Origin of the sequence: Microbacterium croceum (assembly GCF_023091245.1) — a bacterium.
Classification (GTDB): domain Bacteria; phylum Actinomycetota; class Actinomycetes; order Actinomycetales; family Microbacteriaceae; genus Microbacterium; species Microbacterium croceum.
Genome location: NZ_JAHWXN010000001.1, coordinates 345410 through 368998, shown reverse-complemented (window position 1 = coordinate 368998; position 23589 = coordinate 345410). Strand labels below are relative to the sequence as shown.

At 69.0% G+C, this 23589-nt stretch carries 25 protein-coding genes; 23 read left to right on the top strand and 2 right to left on the bottom strand.

Annotated elements, in window-relative coordinates; translation table 11 throughout:
• Positions 1-51 precede the first annotated feature (51 nt).
• Together KZC51_RS01690 and KZC51_RS01685 are read left to right on the top strand one after the other, a co-directional pair.
• On the top strand, positions 52-315 hold the full coding sequence (locus tag KZC51_RS01690) for a hypothetical protein (protein ID WP_247628289.1): 264 nt from the start codon (positions 52-54) through the stop codon (positions 313-315).
• The gene (locus tag KZC51_RS01685; RefSeq protein ID WP_247628288.1) at positions 312-1667 is read left to right on the top strand and encodes a lipase family protein; all 1356 of its coding nucleotides are present in this window, start codon (positions 312-314) and stop codon (positions 1665-1667) included. The genes KZC51_RS01690 and KZC51_RS01685 overlap by 4 nt, the downstream gene beginning before the upstream one ends.
• Here KZC51_RS01685 and KZC51_RS01680 read toward each other — a convergent pair.
• A complete protein-coding gene (locus KZC51_RS01680; RefSeq protein ID WP_247628287.1) occupies positions 1627-2031 on the bottom strand; it encodes a phage holin family protein in 405 nt (134 codons plus the stop codon). The genes KZC51_RS01685 and KZC51_RS01680 overlap by 41 nt on opposite strands.
• Before the next feature lie 138 nt (positions 2032-2169).
• Here KZC51_RS01680 and KZC51_RS01675 point away from each other — a divergent pair, with 138 nt between their 5' ends.
• The 4 genes from KZC51_RS01675 to KZC51_RS01660 all read left to right on the top strand — a co-directional run bounded on the left by KZC51_RS01675 (position 2170) and on the right by KZC51_RS01660 (position 6859).
• The gene (locus KZC51_RS01675) at positions 2170-3252 is read left to right on the top strand and encodes a histidinol-phosphate transaminase (RefSeq protein ID WP_247628286.1); all 1083 of its coding nucleotides are present in this window, start codon (positions 2170-2172) and stop codon (positions 3250-3252) included.
• 27 nt (positions 3253-3279) lie between these two features.
• Complete coding sequence (locus KZC51_RS01670) at positions 3280-4407, top strand: thiamine pyrophosphate-dependent dehydrogenase E1 component subunit alpha (protein WP_247628285.1); 1128 nt, start codon at positions 3280-3282, stop codon at positions 4405-4407.
• Positions 4404-5384, top strand: a complete 981-nt coding sequence (locus tag KZC51_RS01665; protein WP_247628284.1) for an alpha-ketoacid dehydrogenase subunit beta — start codon at positions 4404-4406, stop codon at positions 5382-5384. Before KZC51_RS01670 ends, KZC51_RS01665 begins: the two co-directional genes overlap by 4 nt.
• Before the next feature lie 125 nt (positions 5385-5509).
• Positions 5510-6859: a dihydrolipoamide acetyltransferase family protein gene (locus KZC51_RS01660; protein WP_247628283.1), complete on the top strand. Its 1350-nt coding sequence runs from the start codon at positions 5510-5512 to the stop codon at positions 6857-6859.
• 132 nt (positions 6860-6991) lie between these two features.
• On the opposite strand, the gene KZC51_RS01655 is transcribed toward KZC51_RS01660, so the two are convergent.
• On the bottom strand, positions 6992-8212 hold the full coding sequence (locus KZC51_RS01655; RefSeq protein ID WP_247628282.1) for an ROK family protein: 1221 nt from the start codon (positions 8210-8212) through the stop codon (positions 6992-6994).
• Positions 8213-8312: 100 nt separating this feature from the next.
• Here KZC51_RS01655 and KZC51_RS01650 point away from each other — a divergent pair, with 100 nt between their 5' ends.
• The 17 genes from KZC51_RS01650 to KZC51_RS01570 all read left to right on the top strand — a co-directional run bounded on the left by KZC51_RS01650 (position 8313) and on the right by KZC51_RS01570 (position 23582).
• Positions 8313-9644 (top strand): ABC transporter substrate-binding protein, encoded by a 1332-nt coding sequence (locus KZC51_RS01650; protein WP_247628281.1) that lies wholly within the window; start codon positions 8313-8315, stop codon positions 9642-9644.
• The gene (locus tag KZC51_RS01645; protein ID WP_247628280.1) at positions 9641-10612 is read left to right on the top strand and encodes a carbohydrate ABC transporter permease; all 972 of its coding nucleotides are present in this window, start codon (positions 9641-9643) and stop codon (positions 10610-10612) included. The genes KZC51_RS01650 and KZC51_RS01645 overlap by 4 nt, the downstream gene beginning before the upstream one ends.
• Positions 10612-11490: a carbohydrate ABC transporter permease gene (locus KZC51_RS01640; RefSeq protein WP_247628279.1), complete on the top strand. Its 879-nt coding sequence runs from the start codon at positions 10612-10614 to the stop codon at positions 11488-11490. Before KZC51_RS01645 ends, KZC51_RS01640 begins: the two co-directional genes overlap by 1 nt.
• Positions 11491-11535: 45 nt before the next feature.
• Positions 11536-13215: a glycoside hydrolase family 13 protein gene (locus KZC51_RS01635; RefSeq protein WP_247628278.1), complete on the top strand. Its 1680-nt coding sequence runs from the start codon at positions 11536-11538 to the stop codon at positions 13213-13215.
• A 123-nt stretch (positions 13216-13338) separates the two neighbouring features.
• Entirely contained in the window at positions 13339-14325 is a 987-nt protein-coding gene (locus KZC51_RS01630; RefSeq protein WP_247628277.1) for a metal ABC transporter solute-binding protein, Zn/Mn family, read from the top strand.
• Between the two features lie 65 nt (positions 14326-14390).
• Entirely contained in the window at positions 14391-15197 is an 807-nt protein-coding gene (locus KZC51_RS01625; protein ID WP_247628276.1) for a metal ABC transporter ATP-binding protein, read from the top strand.
• Between the two features lie 23 nt (positions 15198-15220).
• Positions 15221-16072 (top strand): metal ABC transporter permease, encoded by an 852-nt coding sequence (locus tag KZC51_RS01620; protein ID WP_247630566.1) that lies wholly within the window; start codon positions 15221-15223, stop codon positions 16070-16072.
• A 161-nt stretch (positions 16073-16233) separates the two neighbouring features.
• Positions 16234-16650: a Fur family transcriptional regulator gene (locus tag KZC51_RS01615; protein ID WP_247628275.1), complete on the top strand. Its 417-nt coding sequence runs from the start codon at positions 16234-16236 to the stop codon at positions 16648-16650.
• Between the two features lie 32 nt (positions 16651-16682).
• Positions 16683-17699 (top strand): permease, encoded by a 1017-nt coding sequence (locus KZC51_RS01610; protein WP_247628274.1) that lies wholly within the window; start codon positions 16683-16685, stop codon positions 17697-17699.
• A complete protein-coding gene (locus KZC51_RS01605; protein ID WP_247628273.1) occupies positions 17692-18483 on the top strand; it encodes a TIGR03943 family putative permease subunit in 792 nt (263 codons plus the stop codon). Before KZC51_RS01610 ends, KZC51_RS01605 begins: the two co-directional genes overlap by 8 nt.
• The gene (locus KZC51_RS01600) at positions 18473-20338 is read left to right on the top strand and encodes a hypothetical protein (RefSeq protein ID WP_247628272.1); all 1866 of its coding nucleotides are present in this window, start codon (positions 18473-18475) and stop codon (positions 20336-20338) included. Before KZC51_RS01605 ends, KZC51_RS01600 begins: the two co-directional genes overlap by 11 nt.
• 1 nt (position 20339) lies before the next feature.
• Positions 20340-21089 (top strand): DNA-3-methyladenine glycosylase, encoded by a 750-nt coding sequence (locus tag KZC51_RS01595; RefSeq protein WP_247628271.1) that lies wholly within the window; start codon positions 20340-20342, stop codon positions 21087-21089.
• 139 nt (positions 21090-21228) lie between these two features.
• The gene (gene rpmB / locus KZC51_RS01590; RefSeq protein ID WP_017203559.1) at positions 21229-21465 is read left to right on the top strand and encodes a 50S ribosomal protein L28; all 237 of its coding nucleotides are present in this window, start codon (positions 21229-21231) and stop codon (positions 21463-21465) included.
• Positions 21465-21635, top strand: coding sequence for a 50S ribosomal protein L33 (rpmG, locus tag KZC51_RS01585; RefSeq protein WP_017203558.1), 171 nt, complete (start codon positions 21465-21467; stop codon positions 21633-21635). The genes rpmB and rpmG overlap by 1 nt, the downstream gene beginning before the upstream one ends.
• 3 nt (positions 21636-21638) lie before the next feature.
• On the top strand, positions 21639-21944 hold the full coding sequence (gene rpsN / locus KZC51_RS01580; protein ID WP_017829734.1) for a 30S ribosomal protein S14: 306 nt from the start codon (positions 21639-21641) through the stop codon (positions 21942-21944).
• A gap of 287 nt (positions 21945-22231) precedes the next feature.
• Positions 22232-23056: an endonuclease domain-containing protein gene (locus tag KZC51_RS01575; protein ID WP_247628270.1), complete on the top strand. Its 825-nt coding sequence runs from the start codon at positions 22232-22234 to the stop codon at positions 23054-23056.
• Positions 23057-23294: 238 nt separating this feature from the next.
• Positions 23295-23582: an HU family DNA-binding protein gene (locus KZC51_RS01570; protein WP_017203554.1), complete on the top strand. Its 288-nt coding sequence runs from the start codon at positions 23295-23297 to the stop codon at positions 23580-23582.
• Positions 23583-23589: the final 7 nt, after the last annotated feature.

The window sequence follows — 23589 nt, the reverse complement described above, 5'->3', positions numbered from 1 at the left end:
TGGCCGTGCACCCGTCGTTCACCGGGTGCGCTAGAGGCGGATGCTGGTCGCATGCACTCCTTCATCACTGCGGAATCCTGGTCCTCTCCTGGCCTCTGGTCCCGGCTCGTCGCCGGCCGGGAGAGCCGTGCCGCATGGGAAGCGGTCGAGGAGGCGGCGGCCAGCCTCCAACAGCTCGCGGTCGACGCCGACTGGCATGCACAGGGCGTGCGCGCCTTGCACGCGCTGCTCACGGAGTTCCAGAGCCGGGCGGAGGAAGTGATGGCCGAGCTGTATGTGCGCGACTGGGAGATCATGCGGGCGGGCGCATCGTGAGCGATGACCTCGACATCCGCCACGGCGGTGCGATCGCGGTCGACACCGAGGCGATGCGGGATGTCGGCACGCGGCTCGCGGCCGTGGGAGTGCGGTTCGCCGACGCGCATGCAGCGATCACCAGGGCGCATGCGGCGGTCATCGCTGAACCGGAGCTCGCGACGGTCGATGCGGTTGCGCTGTCAGCGGCCGGGGGTCGCGCCGCAGCGCTGGGAGAGGAGTGCGCGGATGCGGCGGCCCGTACGGCGCTCATGGCCGACGCCTTCGAGCTGGTCGAGCTGCGCGCGCAGGCGCAGGCGATGGGGGCGGGCGGCACCGCGGATGCGGCGGCTCTGCAGCGACGGATCGAGCATCTGATCGCATCCGACGACCGGGTCGCGAAGATCGCCGACTGGCTCGTCGCCGAGTGGAAGGACGATCGGTTCGAGGGGATGGGCGACCAGTACGACCTCGGCGGCCTGGCGGCACCGCTGTTCTGGGGCGGGCCGCGCGCGGGCGTCGTGCTCGGTCTCGGAAAGGTGCGGCCAGGGATGACGTTGCAGGGCGTCGCCGACCCGGTGACCGTCACGGCGGTGCGCACCTCGACTCCGACCCGTGCGCCCGAGAGCCTGGCCGACGCCTTCCGGAGGTTCCCCACCGCCCCGGGGGCCCAGGTGAAGGTCGAGCGGCTCGTGATGGCCGACGGGTCGAAGCGGTACATCGCCTACGTCAAGGGGTCGCAGTCCGTGGCGATGGGAGGGGCGGAGCCCTGGGACATGCGGTCGAACACGCAGCTGTACGCGGGGGAGAAGTCGGCGTCTTATCAGGCGACACTCGACGCGCTGCGGGCGGCAGGGGCGGAGCCGGGGGACCGGGTCGATGTCGTGGCGCACTCGCAGGGCGGGATGATCGCGGCGCACCTCGCGATGGAGAGCGGGTACGACGTGCGGGTGCAGCTGACCGCGGGCAGTCCGGTGGAGCCGACGCTCGACGACCATCAGCTCATCGTCCAATTGCGCCACACCGACGACGTCGTCTCGTCGCTGGCGGCAGGAGGCTCGCCGGAAGGAACGGGGTCGCCCGACAGCTTCATCGCGCAGCGGGAGGGCGACCCGGCGCGGGGGCCGCAGGACCTGTTGCTGGCACCGCACCAGCTCGAGGCGTATGTCGAGACCGCAGAGCAGGTCGATGCCTCAGACGATCCTCGGGCTGAGGCGCTCGATGACTACTGGTCCGAGCTCGACGGAGCAGTGGAGATCACGGCGACCGAGTATCACGCAGAGCGCGATGACCCTGATTCCGGCGCCGAGCTCCGCGGCGTGCGGAGTCGATTCAGTCGCGCCGGGGCTTCTTACTCTGCGGACGAAGGATGAAGCCGAAGATGCCGTTGATCACCGAGATGATGAGTGCCGCCACGACGCCCCACCAGAAGTCGCCGACCGTGAGGCCCCAGCCGAAACCGCTCGTGATCCAGGCCGTGAGCCACAGCAGGAAGCCGTTGATCACGAAACCGATGAGACCCAAGGTGATGATGTAGAGCGGGAACGCGACGATCTTCACCACGGTGCCGATGATCGTGTTCACGAGCGCGAAGATCGCGGCGACCAAGAGCAGCGTCAGCACGAGCTGCAGCGTCTCGGCAGGTGGGAACGCGGTGATCTGCACCTGCAGGGCGGGGATCAGCGTCACGACCCACAGGGCGAACGCGTTGACGACGACTCGGATGATGAAGCGCATGGTCCGTCCAGTCTTCCACGATCGCGGTGCGATGTCAGCGGTTTGGTCCGGGCTCGACCGGGAAGGACGGTACTCCCTCGGGCCTCGGGCCTCGGGCCTCGGGGCACCGGCCCCGCCCGGGCTTCTAGACTCGAGACTGTGACCGAGCCGATCCTGCCCCGCATCCGTCCTGCCATCGCCGCCCTCGCGCCGTATCGGCAGGGCAAGCAGGCGGGACCGGACGCATTCAAGCTGTCGAGCAATGAGAACCCGTTCGATCCGCTGCCCTCTGTGGTCTCGGCGCTGCAGCACACGACGCCGATCAACCGCTATCCGGATGCCACCGCCACCCGTCTGCGCGAACGTCTCGGCGCGCGCTACGGCGTCGAGCCCGACCAGGTGCATGTCGCCGCGGGCAGCGTGTCGATCCTGCATCAGCTGATCCTCGCGACCGCCTCGGTCGGCGACGAGGTCATCTACGCGTGGCGCTCCTTCGAGGCATACCCCAGCCTCCCGCTCGTGGCGGGGGCGACCGGGGTGCCGGTGCCCCTCACAACCGGATCACGCCACGACCTCGACGCGATGGCGGATGCCGTGACCGACCGCACGCGCGCGATCATCCTCTGCACGCCCAACAACCCCACCGGCCCGATCATCACGAGCGCCGAGTTCGCGGCCTTCGCCGAGCGCGTGCCGTCCGACATCCTGATCATTCTCGATGAGGCATATGCCGAGTTCGTGACGGCCGCGGACGCGGTCGACGGTCTGGCGGAGCGCGTGTTCGAGCGCCACCCGAACGTGGTCGTACTGCGAACCTTCTCCAAGGCTTACGGGCTGGCCGGCCTCCGCATCGGCTACGCGATCGGCAACGAGAAGGTGCTCGACGCTGCTCGCACCACCGGCATCCCGCTGTCGGTCACCTCCGCCGCCGAGAACGCCGCGATCGCGAGCCTCGATGCCGAAGCCGAACTCCTCGAACGCGTCGCGGTGATCGTCGAGCGGCGCACACTCCTGGTCGACGGCCTCCGGGCGCAGGGCTGGGACGTGCCCGATGCCCAGGCGAACTTCGTCTGGCTGCCGACCGGAGCGGGCACGGACGATGCGGCTGCGGCCTTCGTCGCGGCGGACCTGATCGTTCGTCCGTTCTCGGGCGACGGCATCCGCATATCCGTCGGAGAGCATGAGTCGGTGGAGAAGGTCCTACAGGTTTCGGAATCCATTGTGCGGACCCTCCAGCCCTAGGACCGGTTCCTCGGATAGCGTGGAACGGTGACCTCGTCAGAGACTGAACTCGTCCGCGTCCTCGAGGCGGATGGCCGCTTCGCGCCCAGTCCGGCTGCCGAACAGTACCTGCCGTTGATCGACGCGATCAGCGACGCAGAGCTCGAGCAGTTCTACCGGGACATGGTCGTCATCCGCGCCATCGACACCCAGGCGACCAACCTGCAGCGTCAGGGGCAGCTCGCCCTGTGGCCGCCGAGCCGCGGGCAGGAGGCGGCTCAGGTCGGCTCCGGCCGTGCCGCCCGTGCCCAGGACACGATCTTCCCGTCGTACCGCGAGCACGTGGTGACGCGCATCCGCGGCGTCGACCCCGTCGACATCATCAAGCTGATGCGCGGCGTCTCTCACGGCGGGTGGGACCCCAGCGATCCCAAGAACGGCAACACCCGGTTGTACACGCTGGTTCTCGGCTCGCAGGCTCTGCACGCCACCGGCTACGCCATGGGCCTCGCGTTCGACGGCAGGTCCGGCACCGGCGACCTCGACCGTGACGAGGCCGTCATCGTCTACTACGGCGACGGTGCTTCCAGCCAGGGCGACGTGCACGAGGCGATGGTCTTCGCCGCGAGCTACCAGGCGCCGACCGTCTTCTTCCTGCAGAACAACCAGTGGGCCATCTCCGTGCCGGTCGCGACCCAGTCGCGCGTGCCGCTCGTGCAGCGCAGCGCCGGCTACGGCATCCCGAGCGTCCGCGTCGACGGCAACGACGTGCTCGCCAGCTACGCCGTGTCGCGCGTCGCACTCGACGAGGCCCGCAGCGGCAAGGGTCCGCGGGCGATCGAGGCGGTCACCTACCGGCTCGGCGCGCACACCACCAGCGACGACCCCACCAAGTACCGCGGCAGCGACGAGGAGGAGTCCTGGGCGCTGCGCGACCCGATCGTCCGCATGCGCGCGTTCCTCGAGGGCAAGGGCGCCGCGGCATCCTTCTTCGCGGACGTCGAGACCGAGGCGGCGGATGCCGCGGAGGACCTGCGTGCCCGCACCGTCGCGCTCGGCCCGCCGCCCGCAGGCAAGATCTTCGACCACGTCTACAGCGAACCGCATCCGCTGATCGACGAGCAGAAGGCATGGCGCGCGCAGTACGAGGCATCGTTCGAAGGAGACCAGGCATGACCCTCGAGACGATGCCGTTCAGCCGCGCGCTGAACGCCGGTATGCGCAAGGCCATGGAGGATGACCCGAAGGTGCTCCTCATGGGTGAGGACATCGGCAAGCTCGGCGGGGTCTTCCGCGTGACCGAGCACCTGCAGCGCGACTTCGGCGACCGCCGTGTGCTCGACACCCCGCTGGCGGAGTCCGGCATCGTCGGCACCGCGATCGGACTGGCCATGACAGGTTTCCGTCCGGTCATCGAGATCCAGTTCGACGGCTTCGTGTTCCCTGCGTTCGACCAGATCACCACCCAGCTCGCCAAGCTCACCAACCGGCACGAGGGTGCGCTGAGCCTCCCGATCGTGATCCGCATCCCCTACGGCGGACACATCGGCGCGGTCGAGCACCACCAGGAGAGCCCGGAGGCGTACTTCGCGCACACCCCGGGTCTGCGCGTGGTGTCGCCGTCGACCCCGAACGACGCGTACTGGATGATCCAGGAAGCGATCGCGTCGAAGGACCCGGTCATCTTCATGGAGCCGAAGAGCCGCTACTGGCAGAAGGGCGAGGTCGAGCTCGACGCGTCCGCGGCGCCGCTGCATGCCTCTCGCGTCGTGCGCACCGGCACCGACGTCACGCTCGTCGGACACGGGGCCATGGTCACCGTGCTGCTGCAGGCGGCCGCGCTCGCCGAGGCCGAAGGCACCAGCTGCGAGGTCGTCGACGTGCGCTCGCTGTCGCCTATCGACTACGCGCCGATCCTCGACTCGGTGCGCAAGACCGGGCACATGGTCTACGCGCAGGAGGCCCCGGGCTTCACCAGCATCGGCAGCGAGGTCGCGGCGACCGTGATGGAGCGCGCGTTCTACGCGCTCGAGGCTCCCGTGCTGCGCGTCTCCGGCTACGACACTCCGTTCCCACCCGCGAAGCTCGAGGGCGCGTATCTGCCGGATGCCGACCGCATCCTCGAAGCCGTCGATCGCTCGCTGGCCTACTGACACCGCCGTTCCATGTTCACAACTCCTCAAACCCGGGCCGCAGAAAAGCTGAATCTGCGTCAGAGTGGGGTTCGCCCCGCATTTCTGAGGAGTTATGAACGAGGCACCTTCCGAAAGGACCGCTCATGAGCACGCAGAACTTCAGCCTCCCCGACGTCGGCGAGGGTCTGACCGAGGCCGAGGTCGTGACCTGGAAGGTCGCGCCCGGTGACAACGTCGCCATCAACGACGTGATCTGCGAGATCGAGACCGCGAAGTCGCTCGTGGAGCTGCCGTCGCCGCACGCCGGCGTCGTGGGTGAGCTGCTGGTCGCCGAGGGGACCACGGTCGAGGTCGGCACCCCGATCATCACCTTCGTCACCGCCCCTTCGTCAGGCTCAGGAACCGATTCGGCGGTGGCTGTGGCACCCGCCCCGGAAGAGGGCGGTGGCTCGGTGCTCGTCGGCTACGGCACAGGCGGTGGGGCGACCTCGCGCCGCAAGCGCGCGGCCGCGCGCCCGGTGCGCTCCTCGGTCGGTGTGATCGCGAAGCCGCCGATCCGCAAGCTCGCTCGCGACCTCGGTGTCGACCTCACGACCGTCACGCCCACGGGCGCCGACGGCGAGGTCACTCGGGATGACGTCATGAAGCACGCGTCGCAGGCGAGCGTGTTCCGCAACATCGAGACGCCCGAGTGGGGTGCCGTCCGTGAGGAGACCGTGCCGGCGCCGCAGAGCGCCCCGGTCGGTCTCGCGCGCGGGATCGCCGCCCCGGCCGCCGTGGCAGGCGACGACAGCCGCACCGAGTCGATCCCGGTCAAGGGTGTGCGCAAGGCCACGTCTTCGGCCATGGTGCAGAGCGCGTACTCGGCGCCGCACGTGACGGTGTGGAAGGAGATCGACGCGAGCCGCACCATGGAGCTCGTGAAGCGCCTCAAGGCCTCGCCGGACTACGCCGACATCCGCGTCTCCCCGCTGCTGATCATGGCCCGCGCCGTGATCTGGGCTGCGCGCCGCACGCCGATGGTCAACGCCGCCTGGATCGAGACGGATGCCGGCGCCGAGATCGCCGTGCGCCACTACGTGAACCTCGGCATCGCGGCGGCCACGCCCCGCGGTCTGCTCGTGCCGAACATCAAGGACGCGCAGGACCTCGGCATGAAGGAGCTCGCCCGCGCGCTCAACCGTCTCACGCTGACCGCGCGCGAGGGCAAGACCAGCCCGGCCGATCAGCAGGGCGGCACCATCACGATCACCAACATCGGTGTGTTCGGGATGGATGCCGGCACGCCGATCATCAATCCCGGTGAGGCGGGCATCGTGGCCATGGGCACGATCAGCCAGAAGCCGTGGGTCGTCGACGGCGAGGTGCGTCCGCGCTGGGTGACCACGGTCGCCGGATCTTTCGACCACCGCGTGATCGACGGCGACGGCATGAGCCGCTTCATCGCCGACGTCGCATCCGTGCTCGAGGAGCCCGCGCTGCTCGTCGACTGAGACGCGCGGTCGAAGGTGCTTCGCAGCGTAGGCGATGACCCCGGCGTAGGTCGTCGGGGGAGGCATCGGCCTACGCCCGGGTGATCGCCTACCTCCGGATGCCGGGGATGCGGGGATGCCGGGAGGAGCGGGCTATGCGGTCGCCCGCAACCGCCGCTCCGCCAGCAGGGGCACGGCGTGGTCGCGGGCGGCCTGGCGTGCGGTGGCGACGGCTCCGCGGGAGACGACCTCCGCGCCGAGGCTCGAGGCGAGGATCTCCGGAGCGGGCAGGTGCAGCTCGTCCGGCAGGATGCGCCGCGCGGCGGCCAGTACCGGCTCGATGCTCTCGGCCACGGCTCCGCATACGATCACGCGGGCGGGGTCGTACATGCTGCCGAGCACGCCGACGATGCGGGCAACGGTCGCGCCGACGCGGGACGTGACGAGCAGGGCGTCCGGGTCGCCGGACGTGGCCAGCGTCAGCACGAGGCGCGGGTCGATGCGGTCGCTCTCGGCGAGCAGCCCGACCGCGCTGTCGGAGGCGATCTCGCCGGCATCCACGGCCAGCCGCACCTGGTCCTGCACGGCGTAGCGGAGGCCGAACGCAGAGCCGACGCCGACGATGTGGTCGAACACCACGCCCTCGCCGACGCCGCCGTGCGCGCCGTGCAGCACGTGGCCGTCGACCACCACGCCGCCACCGAAGCGCTCGCTCGCGAGCAGGGCGACGTAGTCTCGGCATCCGATCGCGGCGCCCTCCGCGCCCTCCGCGATGGCGGCGAGCTGTGCGTCGTTCTTGATCTGCACGACCGGGGCCCATCCCTGCAGGGCGTCGGCGAGACCGGGGTTGGTGCGCTCCCAGAAGCCCTCGGGGTGCGGGGGAGAGATGCCGTTGCGGTTCACGGGGGCTGCCACGCCGACGCACAGCGCCAGGACGTCGTCCCGCGTGACGTCGGCTTCGGCCAGAGCGGCGTTCAACCGCTCGAGGATCGTGGCGCGGCGTGCAGCCGCCGACTGGTCGGGGTCGAGGTCGGTGCGGTGGTGGACGAGCGTGCGGTCGAGCGGGTCGGCGACGGTCACGGCGAGGTGGGTGTCACCGGCGTCGATGCCGACGACCACCCCGAGATCCGACGACAGCACGAAGCGTCGGGAGGGGCGTCCGGAGCGGTAGCTGCCGACCGCGCGCGCGTTCGGGAGCTCGCGCAGGATCGCGGCGCCGAGCAGGGTGTCGATCGCGTCGATCGCGGTGGAACGGGTCAGCGAGGTGCTCGCCATCGCCTCGGTCGCGGTGAACTCGCCGGCCGTCCAGGCGAAGTCGAGGACGGCGCCGACGCTCGCGCGTCCGGTGCCCAGGTCTGCGGAGACTTCTGTCACAGCACTTGACCTCCCTGTCATCCAATGAGAGAGTACCGTTCGACAGAGTAAATTCGCTCACTAGATTTAGTACGCGGATCTACATATCGAAAGGACGACGGTGTCTGTGAATCGAGTACGCGCGGTGCGACTGGTCGCCGGGGCTCTGGGGCTCACGCTGGTCGGGGCCGCCCTCACGAGCTGCGCAGCCGGCTCCGGAGCGGAGACCATCCGCTTCACCTTCAGCAAGCGCGAGGCGATCGGGTTCATGACCGATCTGGTCGCCGAGTACAACGCCTCCCAGGACGACGTGGAGGTCGTGATCGACACCTCGGGTGTCGACGTCGTCTCGGCGAGCTTCGTGCGGGGGAACCCGCCTGACATCATGCTCGCCAACTACAACTACGAGATCGCCCGGTTCGTGCAGCGCTGCGCGCTCACCGACCTCTCCGAGACGGATGCGGCGGCCACCATCCGCGATGATCTGCAGCCGCTCATGGATCAGTACGGCTCCTGCGCTGGCCGCACGAGTGCGCTGCCGTACTCGGTGATGGCGGCATCCGTCATCTACAACAAGGAGATCTTCGACGCCCAGGGGCTCGAGGTGCCGCAGACCTGGGACGAGCTGATCGCGGTCTGCGACCAGCTGAAGGAAGCCGGCATCGACCCGTTCTACGGCACGTTCAAGGACGACTGGACCGTGGGTCAGGGCTGGTACGACTACACGGCCGGCGGCTCCGTCGACGTGATCGACTTCTTCGATGCGCTCGCCCAGGAGGGGACAGAGGTCGGCCCCGACTCCGAGGTCTCGTTCCAGAAGGACTTCGCCGAGCCGATGGACCGGATGATGCTGCTCGCCGACGAGTACACGAATGCGGATGCCGCGAGCCGCGGCTACGGCGACGGCAACCTCGCCTTCGCGAAGGGCGAGGCGGCCATGTATCTGCAGGGTCCGTGGGCGTTCAGCGAGATCGCCAAGACCGCACCCGACCTCGAGCTCGGCACCTTCCCGATGCCGATGACCGACGACCCCGCCGACCTCGGCGTGCGCGTCAACATGGACCTCGCCGCGATGATCCCCGAGGGTTCGCGCCACCAGGAGGCCGCCCGCGACTTCCTGGAGTTCCTGTACCAGCCGGAGCGGATCCAGGAGTACAACGCCTCCCAGCTCGGCTTCACCCCGACGAAGGATGCCCCCGCGCCCGACGACCCCCGCATCGAGGGGATGATCGAGTACTACGACAACGGGCAGATCTATCAGGGCCCGTCGGTGCTGGTGCCCAAGACCCTCCCGATCTTCAACTACGCGCAGGCCATGGTGCTCGGCGCGTCCACCACCTCCACGCTGCGCACCATGGATGCCGACTGGGCCAGGATCGCGTTCCGCGCACCCCTCCCGTCGACCCAGGACACCGCATCAGCATCCGGCGAGACAGAGGAGTCCGCGCCATGACGAACACCGCACTGCCGAACCCGGCAGCCTCCCGCATCACGAAGCCGAGCGCCCCGACGACCGACACCACGGCGATCGTCACGGGCGGGAAGCGCACGCTCGGTCGACGCACACGCCGGGTCGAGCCGATCTACTACCTGTTCCTGCTGCCCACGCTCGTGCTCTTCACGCTCGCGATCACGGTGCCCGGCGTCGTGGGCATCTTCTTCAGCTTCACCGACTCGATCGGCATCGGCGAGTGGAACTTCAACGGCCTCACGAACTACATCGCGATGTTCAGCGATCCGGCCATCCTGCAGAGCTATCTGTTCACGTTCGGCTTCTCGATCGCCACGGTGATCGTCGTGAACGTGGTCGCGTTCCTGCTCGCGGTCGGGCTGACGTCCCGCATCCGCTTCAAGACCGGGCTGCGCACCATCTTCGTGATCCCGATGGTCATCTCGGGCATCATCATCGCCTACGTCTTCAACTTCCTGTTCTCGAACTCGATCCCCGCTGCGGGTGCCGCCACCGGGATCCCGTGGCTGTCGACGAGCCTGCTCGCGAACCCGGATCTGGCGTGGATCGCGATCGTGATCGTGACCGCGTGGCAGGCCGTGCCCGGCACGCTGCTGATCTACATCGCCGGCCTGCTCTCGGTGCCAGGGGAGGTCTACGAGGCCGCGAGCATCGACGGGGCGAGCAAGACGCAGCAGCTGACGCGCATCACGCTCCCGCTGGTCGCCGGCTACGTGGTGATCAACGTCATCCTCGGGTTCAAGGGGTTCCTCAACGCCTACGACATCATCGTCGGACTCACGAACGGCGGTCCTGGCACCTCCACCCGCAGCGTCGCGATGACGATCATCGCGGGCTTCAACGGCGGCGACTACGCCTACCAGATGGCCAATGCGACGATCTTCTTCATCGTCGCCGTGCTCATCTCCCTGCTGCAGCTCTCGCTGACCCGCGGAAGGAACGCACTCTGATGTCGACGCAGACCATCACCACCGTCACCGCCTCCGGAAAGAAGCCGCGCATCCGCATGGAGCGCGTGAACTGGTCGGGCACCATCATCCTGATCCTGTGCGCCGTCACGGTGCTGCTCCCGCTCTACGTGACGATCTCGATGGCGTTCAAGACCACGGCGCAGGCCGTCGACGGCAACGCCTTCTCGCTCCCCGCACCGTTCAGCCTGGACGGATTCGTCGAAGCCTGGAACCTCACCAAGTTCCCGGTCGGCGCGGGTATCTCGCTGCTGGTCACCGCCGGCACCGTGATCGCGACCATCGTGCTCGCCGCGTTCGCCTCGTATGCGATCGTGCGCAACTGGGACCGCAAGCTGTTCCGCTACTCCTTCTTCTACCTGTTAGCGGCGATGTTCATCCCGTTCCCGGTGGTGGCGCTGCCGCAGATCCAGCTCACCGGACGCGTCGGACTCGACAACCCCTTCGGCGTGATCATCCTCGCCACCATGTTCCAGCTCAGCTTCAGCGTGCTGCTGTTCACCGCGTTCCTGCGCTCGATCCCGCTGGAGCTCGAGGAGAGCGCCCGCATCGACGGCGCCACGACCTGGCAGACGTTCTGGCAGCTGATCTTCCCGCTGCTCGCGCCGATGAGCGCCACGGTCGGCATCTTCGCGTTCCTCTACGCCTGGAACGACTTCATGATGCCGTCGCTGATCATCTCGGATCCGGCGCTGCAGACGCTCCCGGTGCGGCAGAACCTGTTCCAGAACCAGTTCAGCAACAACTACAACGTGTCGTTCGCCTCGTACCTCATGGCGATGGCCCCGGCGATCCTGGCGTATCTGTTCACGCAGCGCTTCGTCATGGAGGGTGTCACGCAGGGCGCCGTCAAGGGCTGACCCCACACGCACAAGACCGCAACAAGAATAGGAGCACCACCCCTCATGACCGATGCGCTTCTCACGGAGTCCCGCGAAGACGAGAAGACGGCGGCATGGTGGCGTCAGGCCGCCGTGTACCAGATCTACCCCCGCAGCTTCGCCGATGCGAACGGCGATGGACTGGGCGACATCCCCGGCATCCTCTCCCGCGTCGACTATCTCGCCGAGCTCGGGATCGATGCGGTCTGGCTCAGCCCGTTCTACCCCTCGGCGCTCGCCGACGGCGGGTACGACGTGGCCGACTACCGCAACGTGGATCCGCGACTGGGCACCCTCGACGACTTCGATGCGATGGTGACGGCGTTGCACGCGAAGGGCATCAACGTCGTGGTCGACATCGTGCCGAACCACACCTCGGACCTGCACGAGTGGTTCCAGGAGGCGCTCGCCGCCGGACGCGGCTCGGCCGCACGGGAGCGGTACATCTTCCGCGAGGGGACGGGGCCGGATGGCGCGGAGCCGCCCACGGACTGGGTCTCGGTCTTCGGCGGCAGCGCCTGGGAGCGCGTCGACGACGGCCAGTGGTACTTCCACAACTTCGCCGTCGAGCAGCCGGACCTGAACTGGGACCACCCCGAGGTGCGCGCGGACTTCCTGAAGACCCTGCGCTTCTGGTCGGACCGCGGCGTCGACGGGTTCCGCATCGACGTGGCCCACATGCTCACCAAGGACCTCAGCGAGCCGCTGCCTTCGCGCGCAGAGCTTGACGCGATGGACCGCACCTCGGGCACGCATCCGCTGCTCGACCGCGACGACGTGCACGAGATCTATGCCGAGTGGCGTGAGGTGTTCAACTCCTACGATCCTCCGCGCACCGCCGTGGCGGAGGCGTGGGTCGAGACGCCGGAGCGCCGTGCCCGCTACGCCTCGGCGGAGGGTCTCGGGCAGGCGTTCAACTTCGACCTGCTGGTGGCCGACTTCGACGCCGCGCAGTTCCGGAGCATCATCGACGACAACCTGCAGCAGTCGGCGCGCACCGGCTCGTCGACCACGTGGGTGCTGTCGAACCACGACGTCACCCGGCACGCGACGCGCTACGGGCTCGCACCGCTGAACGGACGCCCGGTCAAGCAGGGGACGGAGTGGGTCATCGCCGGTGGTCCGGCGGATGAGCTCGACCGTGAACAGGGGCTGCGTCGCGCGCGGGCGGCCTCGCTGCTGCTCTTCGGCCTCCCCGGCAGCGCCTACCTGTATCAGGGCGAGGAGCTCGGGCTCCATGAGGTGGCCGAGATCACCGCCGAGCAGCGCCAGGACCCCGGGTTCTTCCGCCAGGCGGAGTTCGACGGATTCGGGCGGGACGGATGCCGCGTGCCGCTGCCCTGGACCGCGGAGGGCGTCTCGTTCGGATTCGGTGACGCCGAGGCCCACCTGCCGCAGCCGGACTGGTTCGCCTCGGCCGCGGTCGACGTCGAGGCGGCCGACCCCTCGTCGACGCTGTCGCTGTATCGCGAGGCGCTGCGCCTCCGCCACCTGCTGCAGGCGGAGGAGAAGCTGGAGTGGATCGAGACCGGGCGGGCGGACGTGCTGCGGTTCGCGCGGCCGAAGGGCTGGCAGATCGTGACGAACTTCGGGACCGAGCCGTTCGATCTCGGCGCGGATGCCGCCGACGCGGTGCTCTCCAGCAGCGCACTCGAAGGTTCTGCGCTGCCGGGCGACGCCACGGTCTGGCTCGCGCGAGCGTAGGTGATGGAGCGGGCGTAGGCCGATCTGGGTGGGATCGGCCTACCTCCGCATCATCTCCTGCCTCCGAACAAAGAGCACAGCACGGATTTGATAATGGTTCTCATTAGCGTTTAGAGTGAGGGCATGAAGAAGTCCGTGATCGCCCTCGCCCTCGCATCCGTCGCCGCCCTGACGCTGGCCGGATGTTCCACCACTCCCGCTGCGGGAGAGGGCGATGACGGCACGATCACGGTGGTCGCGAGCACCAACGTCTACGGCGACATCGCCGCGACGATCGGCGGAGACCGGGTCGACGTGACGTCGATCATCTCCTCGGCGAGCCAGGATCCGCACTCGTACGAGGCCACCGCACGCGACCGGCTCACCGTGCAGAAGGCCGACCTCGTGATCGAGAACGGCGGCGGCTACGACGCCTTCATCGACACCTTGCTCGAAGACGCGAAGGACCCTCACCTGGTGACCGCGGTCGAGTACTCGCACGACTTCCCCGGCAACGAGGGCCACGAAGCGGAGGGCGACGAAACCGAGCACGACCATGATCATGCCGAAGGTGCCGAAGGCCACGAGGGTCACAACCACATCGAGGGCTTCAACGAGCATGTCTGGTTCGATCCGCACACGATGATCCACGTCGTCGAGGCGATCGCTGCGGAGCTGACCGAGATCGACCCAGACGGCAAGGCCGACTTCGAAGCCAACGCCGCGAAGCTCACCGCCGATCTGGAGGGCTTCGAGGCCGACCTCGCCGGTCTACAGGCGGATGCCGAGGGCATGAACGTCTTCATCACCGAGCCCCTTCCCGGTTACCTCGCCGCCGCGGCCGGCCTCACGGACGTCACCCCTGAGGGCTTCGCCGAGTCGGTCGAAGAAGGAACGGATGTCGCCCCCGCCGTGCTGCTCGAGGCGCTCAACGTGATCGACAGCGGAAAGGTCGGCGCGCTGCTCACCAACGCCCAGACCGGCGGCTCCGAGACCGAGCGCGTCGAGGCCGCCGCGAAGGATGCCGGCATCCCCGTCGTCGCCTTCACGGAGCTGCTCGAGGACGGATCGTCGTACTCTGAGTGGATGAGTGACGCGATCCAGAGCCTCGCCGCCGCGATCCAGTCGTGAGCGGGGCCCTTCGACACGCTCAGGGACCCAGCGAGGGTCGCGGCGAAGGATCCACGGCGAGCCCCGTGCTCGAGATCGCGAACGCGTCGCTGCACCGGGGCGACCGCGAGCTCTGGTCGGGGCTCGACCTCACGGTGCAGCCCGGCGAGTTCATCGCCGTGCTCGGGCCGTCCGGCTCCGGCAAGACCACGCTGCTGCGCAGCATCCTGGGCCTGCAGCCGCTGTCGTCCGGCACGATCCGCGTCGCCGGCGAGCCTGTGCACCGGGGCAACGCGCGCATCGGGTACATCCCGCAGCAGCGCTCCCTCGCCCCCGACACCAGCATGCGCGCGCGCGACCTGGTGGCTCTCGGCGTGCAGGGCAGCCGCTTCGGCTTCCCGATCCCGCACCGCGGCGACCGCGCCAAGGTCGATCGGCTGCTCGAGGCCGTCGGCGCCGCGCACTATGCCGATCGCCGGGTCGGGATGCTGTCCGGCGGCGAGCAGCAGCGGCTGCGGGTCGGACAGGCCCTCGCCGATGAGCCCTCGCTGCTGCTGTGCGATGAACCCCTGTCGAACCTCGACCTCGCCAACCAGGTCGGAGTGACCGACATCATCGACCGCCAGCGCCGCGAGCGAGGAGCCGCGGTGCTGTTCGTGACGCACGACATCAACCCGATCCTCGGTCGCGTCGACCGCATCCTCTACATCGCGGGCGGGCGCTTCCTGCTGGGCACTCCCGACGAGGTGCTGCAGACGCGGGTGCTCACCGAGCTGTACGGCACCCCGGTCTTCGTGCTGCGCGCCGGCGACCGCCTGGTGGTCGTGGGCGTGCCGGATGCCGAGCCCCACCACTTCCATGACGACGACCACGACCATGGGGGTGCCGCATGAACGCCCTCGCCGGCATCGCGCCGATGGTCGACTGGAGCGACGTCTTCTCCTTCCAGGACTACGGCGAGCTCGTCGCCCTGCTCGCGAACTCGATCGTCGCCGGCGCGGTGCTCGGTATCGTCGGCGGACTGATCGGCGTCTTCGTGATGCAGCGCGACCTCGCGTTCGCGGTGCACGGCGTGAGCGAGCTGTCGTTCGCCGGTGCCGCGGCCGCGCTCCTGTTCGGGGGCAGCGTGGTGATCGGATCGCTCGGCGGTGCCCTGGTCGCCGCGATCCTGATCGGACTGCTCGGGGCGAAGGCCCGCGACCGCAACTCGATCGTGGGCGTGCTCATGCCGTTCGGCCTCGGCCTCGGCATCCTGTTCCTCTCGCTCTACGACGGACGCAGCGCGAACCGCTTCAGCCTGCTCACCGGCCAGATCGTCTCGGTGTCGAGCCCGGATCTCGGCTGGCTGATCGGCATCAGCGGCGTGGTGCTGGTCGGGCTGCTGGTGATGTGGAACCCGTTGCGGTTCGACTCGCTCGATCCGGAGTCCGCCGCCGCGCGCGGTGTGCCGACCCGCGCGGTGAGCCTGCTGTTCATGGTGCTGCTCGGACTCATCGTCGCGGTCAGCGTGCACATCATCGGCGCACTGCTGGTGATGGCGCTGCTGGTGACCCCGGCCGCCGCGGCCATGCGGGTCACCGCCGGTCCGGTCGCGGTGCCGCTGCTGGCCGCGCTCTTCGGGTTCGTCTCGGCCGTCGGCGGCATCCTGCTCGCCCTCGCCGGCACCCTCCCCGTCAGCCCCTACATCACGACCCTGTCGTTCACGATCTACGTGGTGTGCTGGCTCGTGCAGCGGTCGCGAGCACGGGTGCGGCGCGTGCCGGCGTGACCTCGACCCGACGGATCGCGGAGCTTCGGACGGATCACGGGGCTTTCTGCGGCATCCGTTCCGCGATTCGTCATGAACTCCGTGATCCGTCGCACGGAGCGGCCCGCCGTCGCCCCATCCGTTCCCAGCCCTCGGCAATGCCCGCCGCATAGACTCTCGGTATGGCTCAGCGGAACACCTGGCAGCGCGAACGCGTGCGCGAAGCACTCGCCGACGCGCGCGGTTTCGTGAGCGCGCAGAGTCTGCACGCCGCGCTGCGCGATGACAACACCGGTATCGGACTGGCGACGGTGTACCGCGCCCTGGCCGGACTCGCGGCCGCCGGTGACGCCGATTCGCTGCAGAGTCCTGAGGGTGAGGCGCTGTATCGCGCCTGCACCACGCAGGGCCACCACCATCATCTGATCTGCCGCTCGTGCGGTCTGACGGTCGAGATCGAGGCGAAGGACGTCGAGCAGTGGGCCCACCGCACGGCGGCCCTGCACGGATTCACGGATGCCGCGCACGTGGTCGACATCTTCGGACTGTGCACGCCCTGCGCCAACAAGCGTGACGCCGAGAGGGCTGCGTCGGCGTGATCCTCCGGGCAGACTCAGGGACCCGGCCTGGGGTGTCGCGTGCAGGTCATTCTCATCGCCCCTCCTCCCCGCGTTCGCCGTGGATCGGCGTCGCGCTCGGGGCCGTCGTCATCGCGGCGCTGTTCCTGATCGACCGGTTCCTCCCCACGCTCTTCCCCGCATCGCTCCCCACGCGCGCGCAGGACGGTCTGACCCTCGCGCTCAGCGTGCTGATCGAGGCGCTGCCGTTCGTGATCCTGGGCGTGATCCTGTCGATCGTCGTGCAGGTGTGGCTGCCGCCGGATGCGATCCAGCGCTGGCTGCCGAAGCGGGCCTGGGCGCGACGAGCCGTGCTGTCGCTGCTGGGCATGCTGATCCCGGTGTGCGAGTGCGGAAACGTGCCGTTCGCCCGCGGCCTCATGATGCGCGGACTCGCCCCGGCCGAGGCGCTCACGTTCCTGATCGCGGCGCCGATCGTGAACCCGATCGTGATCCTCACCACGCACGCGGCGTTCGGGTGGGACGGCGGCATCCTGGTCGCGCGCCTGGTCGGCGGCTACCTCATCGCGAACCTCATCGGCTGGATCTACAGCCGTCACCCCGCGCCCGATGCGCTGCTCACCCAGCGCTTCGTCGAGACATGCGACCGCGTCACGCACGAGCACGGCACCCCCGTGAAGCGCAGCCTGACGCAGTTCCTCGTCGAGCTGCGGGCCGTGATGCCGGCGCTGGTGATCGGCTCCGCGCTCGCCGGAGCCGTGCAGGTGCTCATCCCGCGCGACATGCTGCTGGCGATCGGCTCGAACCCCGTGCTCTCGATCGTCACCATGATGGTGCTCGCGATGACGGTCGCCATCTGCTCGAACGTGGACGCCTTCTTCGCGCTGTCGTTCGCCTCGACGTTCTCTTCGGGGGCGCTGGTGGCCTTCCTGCTGGTCGGGCCGCTGGTCGACATCAAGATGCTCGCGCTCCTGCGCACCACCTTCACGGCCCGGACCCTCGCCGGCATCGTGGGCATCGTGCTCACCGCGGCCTTCGTGATCGGGATCGGGGTGAACGTCCTTGTCTGAGCAGGCTCCCTCGCGCGCTCGTGCGCTCGGTACCCGGTGGCTGGGCGTCGGTCTGGCCTCGGTCGTCGCGGTCGTCACCCTCGGTCTCGCGGTCACCGGTCGGCTCACGCTCTACATCAGCCCCGAGTCGATCTGGTTCGCCTGCGCCGCCGCCGTCGTGACCCTTGCGGGCGCGATCTGGTCGTGCACGCTGCCCATCGGGGCGGAGGGCGATCACGGTCATGACCACGGGGTTGCCGCGGACGCCGAGAGCGACAAGGCCCCTGCCGCGTCGAGACGACGCACTCTCGCGACGGTCGGCGCGGTGGCCGGCGGGGTCGTCGCCACGGGCGTCGTCGCCGCGGCTCTCGTGCTGCCCCCTGCATCACTGTCGGTGGAGCTGGCGATGTCGCGCGCGGGGGAATCGACCGCGCTGTTCGCCGGCGCCGACACGGTCTCGCTCGGCGTCGCCGACACCACGACCTTCGGCATCGGCGACTGGGCCAGCGTGTTCGCCACCGCGACCAACACCGCGGCCTACGACGGCGCCGATGTCACGCTCACCGGCTTCGTGACGCCCGGCTCGGGGTCGGATGGCGTGAATCTGACGCGCCTGGTCATCACGCACTGCGTGATCGACGCGCAGACCGCCACGCTCCCGGTCGAGGTCGACCCCGGCGAGTACAAGACCGGCCAGTGGGTCGAGATCACCGGAACCGTGCGCGCGGATGCCGACGGCGCCCTGCACATCGAGCCGAGCGACGTCGTCGCGATCGACGAGCCGGGAGACCCGTATGAGTACTGACGACGAGCGCCCCGAGGTGCCCGCCGTCCCGCGGACGCGCGCCGAGATGCGGGCAGCCCGCGAAGCGGCGGAGGCAGCGGAGGCCGAGCGGATCAGTCGCGCGGTCGCGCACACGGAGCAGGCCGCGCCGGATGCCGCTCGGCCGGATGACAGTGCGGATGACGCGGCTGCTCGTGACGCGGCGGCGCGCGAAGAGGCTGTGCGCCGGGCGGGCGACCGCGAGATCGCGGAGCAGGAGGCCGCTGCACGGAAGATGGCCGCCTTCGAGGCTGCCGCGCGCGATGATGTCGAGTCGACCGCCCTTCCCGCCATCCCCCTCGCCACCGAGCCCGTGATCGTCGGCGTCCAGCCGGAGACTCCAGGGGCGGAGCCGGAGGGATCGCAGACTCCGGCGGCGGAGGACGAGACCGGGGCTGCTGAGGGATCCGGGTCCGACGACACATCCGCTTCCGTGCGGGAATCCCGCACTGCCGCGCCGACGCGCACGTCGTCGTCGCGCCGCTTCGTGCTCACGCTGGCCGCCGTGCTCGGCGTGCTGGTCCTCGTCGGCACCGGGTTCGGGATCGTCAGCCTGATGCAGGGGCCGCGCGTGACGAACGTGCAGTCCGATGCCGCCCAGGCGATCGAGTCGTCCGGCAGCCGGGTCATCCTCACCGCCAACCAGTCGCTCGCCGCGATCGATCCCGCGCAGGTCACGGTCGAGCCGGCGGCTCCGTTCACGGTCGACGCCTCAGGGCGCAGCATCGGCATCCGCTTCACCGTGCCGCTCGACGACGACACCGAGTACACGATCCGGGTGTCCGACGTCGTCGGCGCCGGAGGCGGGCCGAAGACGGACCTGACCACCACCGTCACGACGCCGCCGTCGAGCTTCTTCCTGCTGCGCCGTGACGTCGACGGCGAGGACAAGATCTTCCGCACCGACCTCACCGGTGACGGGAGCGTGGTCTTCTCCGCCGACAAGATCAACGACTTCCGGGCCACCTCCACCCAGCTCGTGGTCGCGGTCGAAGAGGACGAGGGATCGAAGCTGTTGGTGATGAACCGCGACGGCTCCGATCCGCGTGAGCTCGAGCTGCCCGGAGTCGGTTATGTGAGGGCAGTCCAGGTCTCCGAACGCGGCGGGCTCGTCGGCTACAGTTACTCCGACCGACAACTCAGCGACACCGAGGGCCGCGCGAGTGTGCTGGTCACGCAGTCGCTCAAGGGCGACGACAAGCCGCAGGTCATCGAGGTCGCCGACAAGGAGGCCAGCGTCTTCGCCTGGCAGTTCGTGCCCGACAGCGCCGCCGTGCTGTTCCTCGATTTCGACGGCGCACTGTCGCTCGTGGACCGTTCGAGCGACGCCGGAGTGCAGTCCCTCGGGCTGGCGGCCAACATCCAGGGCGTCTCGCGCGGCACCTACACCGCGATCGTCGAGCGGTTGGATGGCACCGTCGTCGAGCTCAACCTCACCGACGGGTCGGAGGTGCCGCTCGCGGCATCCGATCCCGACTACGGCACGGCGACCACCATCACGCCGTTCCCCGGCGGCACGCTGCGGCACGTCGTCGCCCGCAACGAGAACGGCATCCCGACCGGTCAGGCGATCATCCGGGTCGGTGACGACGGTGCGGCGGAACCGCTCGTCGAGGTCGCAGCCACCGACTCGATCCTGCAGGCGTGCGCGTCGCCGAGCGGCCAGTACGCGGCGGTCGTGATCGCGCCGGATCTGGCGAACAACCCCTACGACGAGATGCTGCTGCCGCTCCCGCAGAACATGGAGACGCATCTGCTCGACCTGCGCACCGGCAAGGAGATCGTCGCGCTGACGGGCTTCGACCTGTCGTGGTGCCAGACGGCTCCGCGGTTCTGACATGGCCGCGTCGGACGGTGCACTGCGCCGAGCGGCCCGCACGGAGCTGCGCGGATCCGCGGTCGAGGTCGCCCCGCGGTTGTTGGGCGCCGAGCTGCGCACGGTCGTCGACGCGCAGAGCGGCGGAGCGCTCGAGGTGCGGCTGCGGATCACCGAGGTCGAGGCGTACCACGGCCAGGGAACGGGCGAGCGCGCCGACCCCGGCTCGCATGCGCGCATGGGGCGCACGAGCCGCAACGCCACGATGTGGGGAGAGCCGGGGCATCTGTACGTGTACCTCAGCCACGGCATCCACTCCTGCGTCAACGTGGTGTGCGGGCCCGAGGGGCAGGGTGACGGCGTGCTGCTGCGGGCGGGCGAGGTGGTCTTCGGCGAGGATGCTGCGGCTCGGCGCCGCGGAGGCACGCTGCCCCTCGGGCCGACCGCGCGCCGCGACCTCGCCCGCGGACCTGGTCGTCTGGGGCAGGCGGTGGGGCTGCGGCATCCGCTCCACGACGGCATCGATGCGGTCACGGGGGAGGAGTTGCGCGGAGCGCGCGCCGAGCTCTGGCTGGGCGACCCCGTGGCGGAGGTGGCGACCGGCCCTCGGGTGGGTGTCGCGGGCATCGCCGGGACGGATGCCTTCCCCTGGCGCTTCTGGATTCCCGGCGACCGCACGGTCTCGCCGTTCCGGTGGGGGCGGGGTGCGGCGGAGGCGGCGGCGTCCCTCTCGGCGGGCGACGCGCCCGGCCCGGCATCCGTGCTAAGCTGACTCCTTGTCTGCGCACACTCCTGTGCGCAGTTCGTGTGCTCCCCCCTTCTGCGGCCGAGGAATCGGCGGGTGGAGGGTCGCGCGCAGACAAGGGATCTTGGGTGAGGCCGTCCGGTCTCACGGTAATGAAGGAGTAATCATGGCAGCAGTGTGCCAGGTGACAGGAGCTGTTCCCGGCTTCGGTCACAACGTCTCGCACTCGCACCGCCGGACGAAGCGCCGCTTCGACCCGAACGTGCAGAAGAAGACCTATTTCGTTCCGTCGCTCGGTCGTAAGATCACGCTCAACGTGTCCGCCAAGGGCATCAAGGTGATCGACGTCCGCGGCATCGAGAACGTGGTCAAGGACCTCCAGGCGAAGGGTGTGAAGCTCTAATGGCCAAGAAGGCTCAGGACGTACGTCCGATCATCAAGCTGCGTTCCACGGCAGGTACGGGATACACGTACGTGACCAAGAAGAACCGCCGCAACACCCCCGACCGCCTCGTGCTCAAGAAGTACGACCCGGTCATCCGTCAGCACGTCGAATTCCGAGAGGAGCGTTGATCAATGGCTAAGAAGAGCAAGATCGCTCGCAACGAGCAGCGCAAGGTCATCGTCGAGCGTTACGCAGAGCGTCGCGCAGAGCTGAAGAAGACCCTGGTCGACCCGAACGCCACCGACGAGGCCCGCGAGGCCGCACGCGTCGGCCTGCAGAAGCTGCCGCGCAACGCGTCGCCGGCTCGCGTGCGTTCGCGCGACGTCATCGACGGCCGCCCCCGCGGTGTCCTCACAAAGTTCGGCATCTCGCGTGTCCGCTTCCGTGACATGGCACACCGCGGCGAGCTGCCCGGCGTGACCAAGTCCAGCTGGTAAGTCTCAGCAGACGAGAGGGGCGAGGATCTTCGGATCCTCGCCCTTTTTGCGTGCCTGGGGTGTGGCGGTTGGCCGCACGGCGCGAAGGAGATCTCTGGGGATGCAGGACGCATCCGGGGATTCGCTCCTTCATGTCGCGCGTTCTCCGTCATGCCGTGCGGGGGGGGGGGGGGGGGGGGGGGGGGGGCGGATGGCACTTCCTCTGCACATCGGAGCGAGGAGAGGAGCTCTGCACAGTGACCGTACCGAGGCGCTGTCGAGCCTCGCCGGCGCGCCATCATCGTTCGATGGACCCCGTCGGAGAACTGCAGCATCGTGGCGGAGTCACGCGCGTGAGCGCCCTTCGAGCGGCCGGAGTGAGCGCGTACGCTCTTCGTCGCTCGAAGGAGCGGGGTGAACTCCGCACGGTGCGCCAGGGGTGGGTTGCACTGCCGGACGCCGACCCGGAGGTGGTCGGAGCAGTGGCGCACGGGGTGATCCTCAGCTGCGTCACGGCGGCGAGGAGGCAGGGACTGTGGGTGCCGGAGAAGTCGCCGCTGCACGTCGCCGCCTCGCCGCATGCCGCGAGAATCTCGGTGCCGTCGCAGGTCGTCGTCCATTGGGCCAAGCCCATCGTGCCGCGTCCGCCGGATGCGACGGTCGATGAGCTGGTGAACACGCTCTCCGTGATCGCACAATGCCAGCCGTTCGAGTCGGCGCTGGTGATCTGGGAGTCGGCGATGAACAAGGGGCTCATCGACGCGGCGCGGCTGCGCGGTGTGGATCTGCCGCCACCGGCTCGCGAACTCCTGATGAGGGCGCGGCCGTTCGCCGACTCCGGGCGGGAGACGATCTTCATCTCCCGCCTGCGCTGGATGGGACTGCGGATGCTGCCGCAGGCGTGGATCCTCGACCGGCGGGTCGACCTGCTGATCGGAGAGCGGCTCGTCGTCCAGATCGATGGTGCGACGCACACCGGTGCGCAACGTACTCGTGACATCGCCCATGACGCACAGCTGGTTCTTCGCGGCTACCATCCCCTACGGTTCAGCTATGAGCAGGTCATGGAGCGCTGGCATGAGGTACAGGCCGTGATCATGGAGGCGGTTGCCCAGGGCAAGCACCTCGCCTGACCGGGTGTCCTCGCGCGCACATTGGTCGCCCCCGGCGACGCTCATCGGCCGCTCTGAGGGCCTCGAACCTGTGAACAGAGTGACAAAAGTGGCGCGACACGCCCTGGATATTGCCAAAACCCGCGAAATGACGCGGGAATGAGGGTGGTGGTTGGTACATTCAAGGCGGTCACTCGACCAGGAGCATCCGCTCCGACACCTACAACGATGCGACGGGATCTCGTCGCTGGAGGATGACATGGCTGACAAGTCCATCACCAAGACCGAGCTCGTCGCGAGCATCGCAAGCGCCACGGGCCAGAGCCAGGCCACCGTCTCCGGTGTCCTCGACTCGCTGTTCGCCACGGTCTCCGACGCTGTTGCCAAGGGCAGCAAGGTCTCGATCCCGGGCTGGATCTCGTTCGAGCAGGTCGACACCGCTGCCCGCACCGGTCGCAACCCGCAGACCGGCGCCGAGATCAAGATCCCGGCCGGCAAGCGCGTCAAGGTCACCGCTGGCTCCAAGCTGAAGGCTGCCGTCAAGTAATTCGACC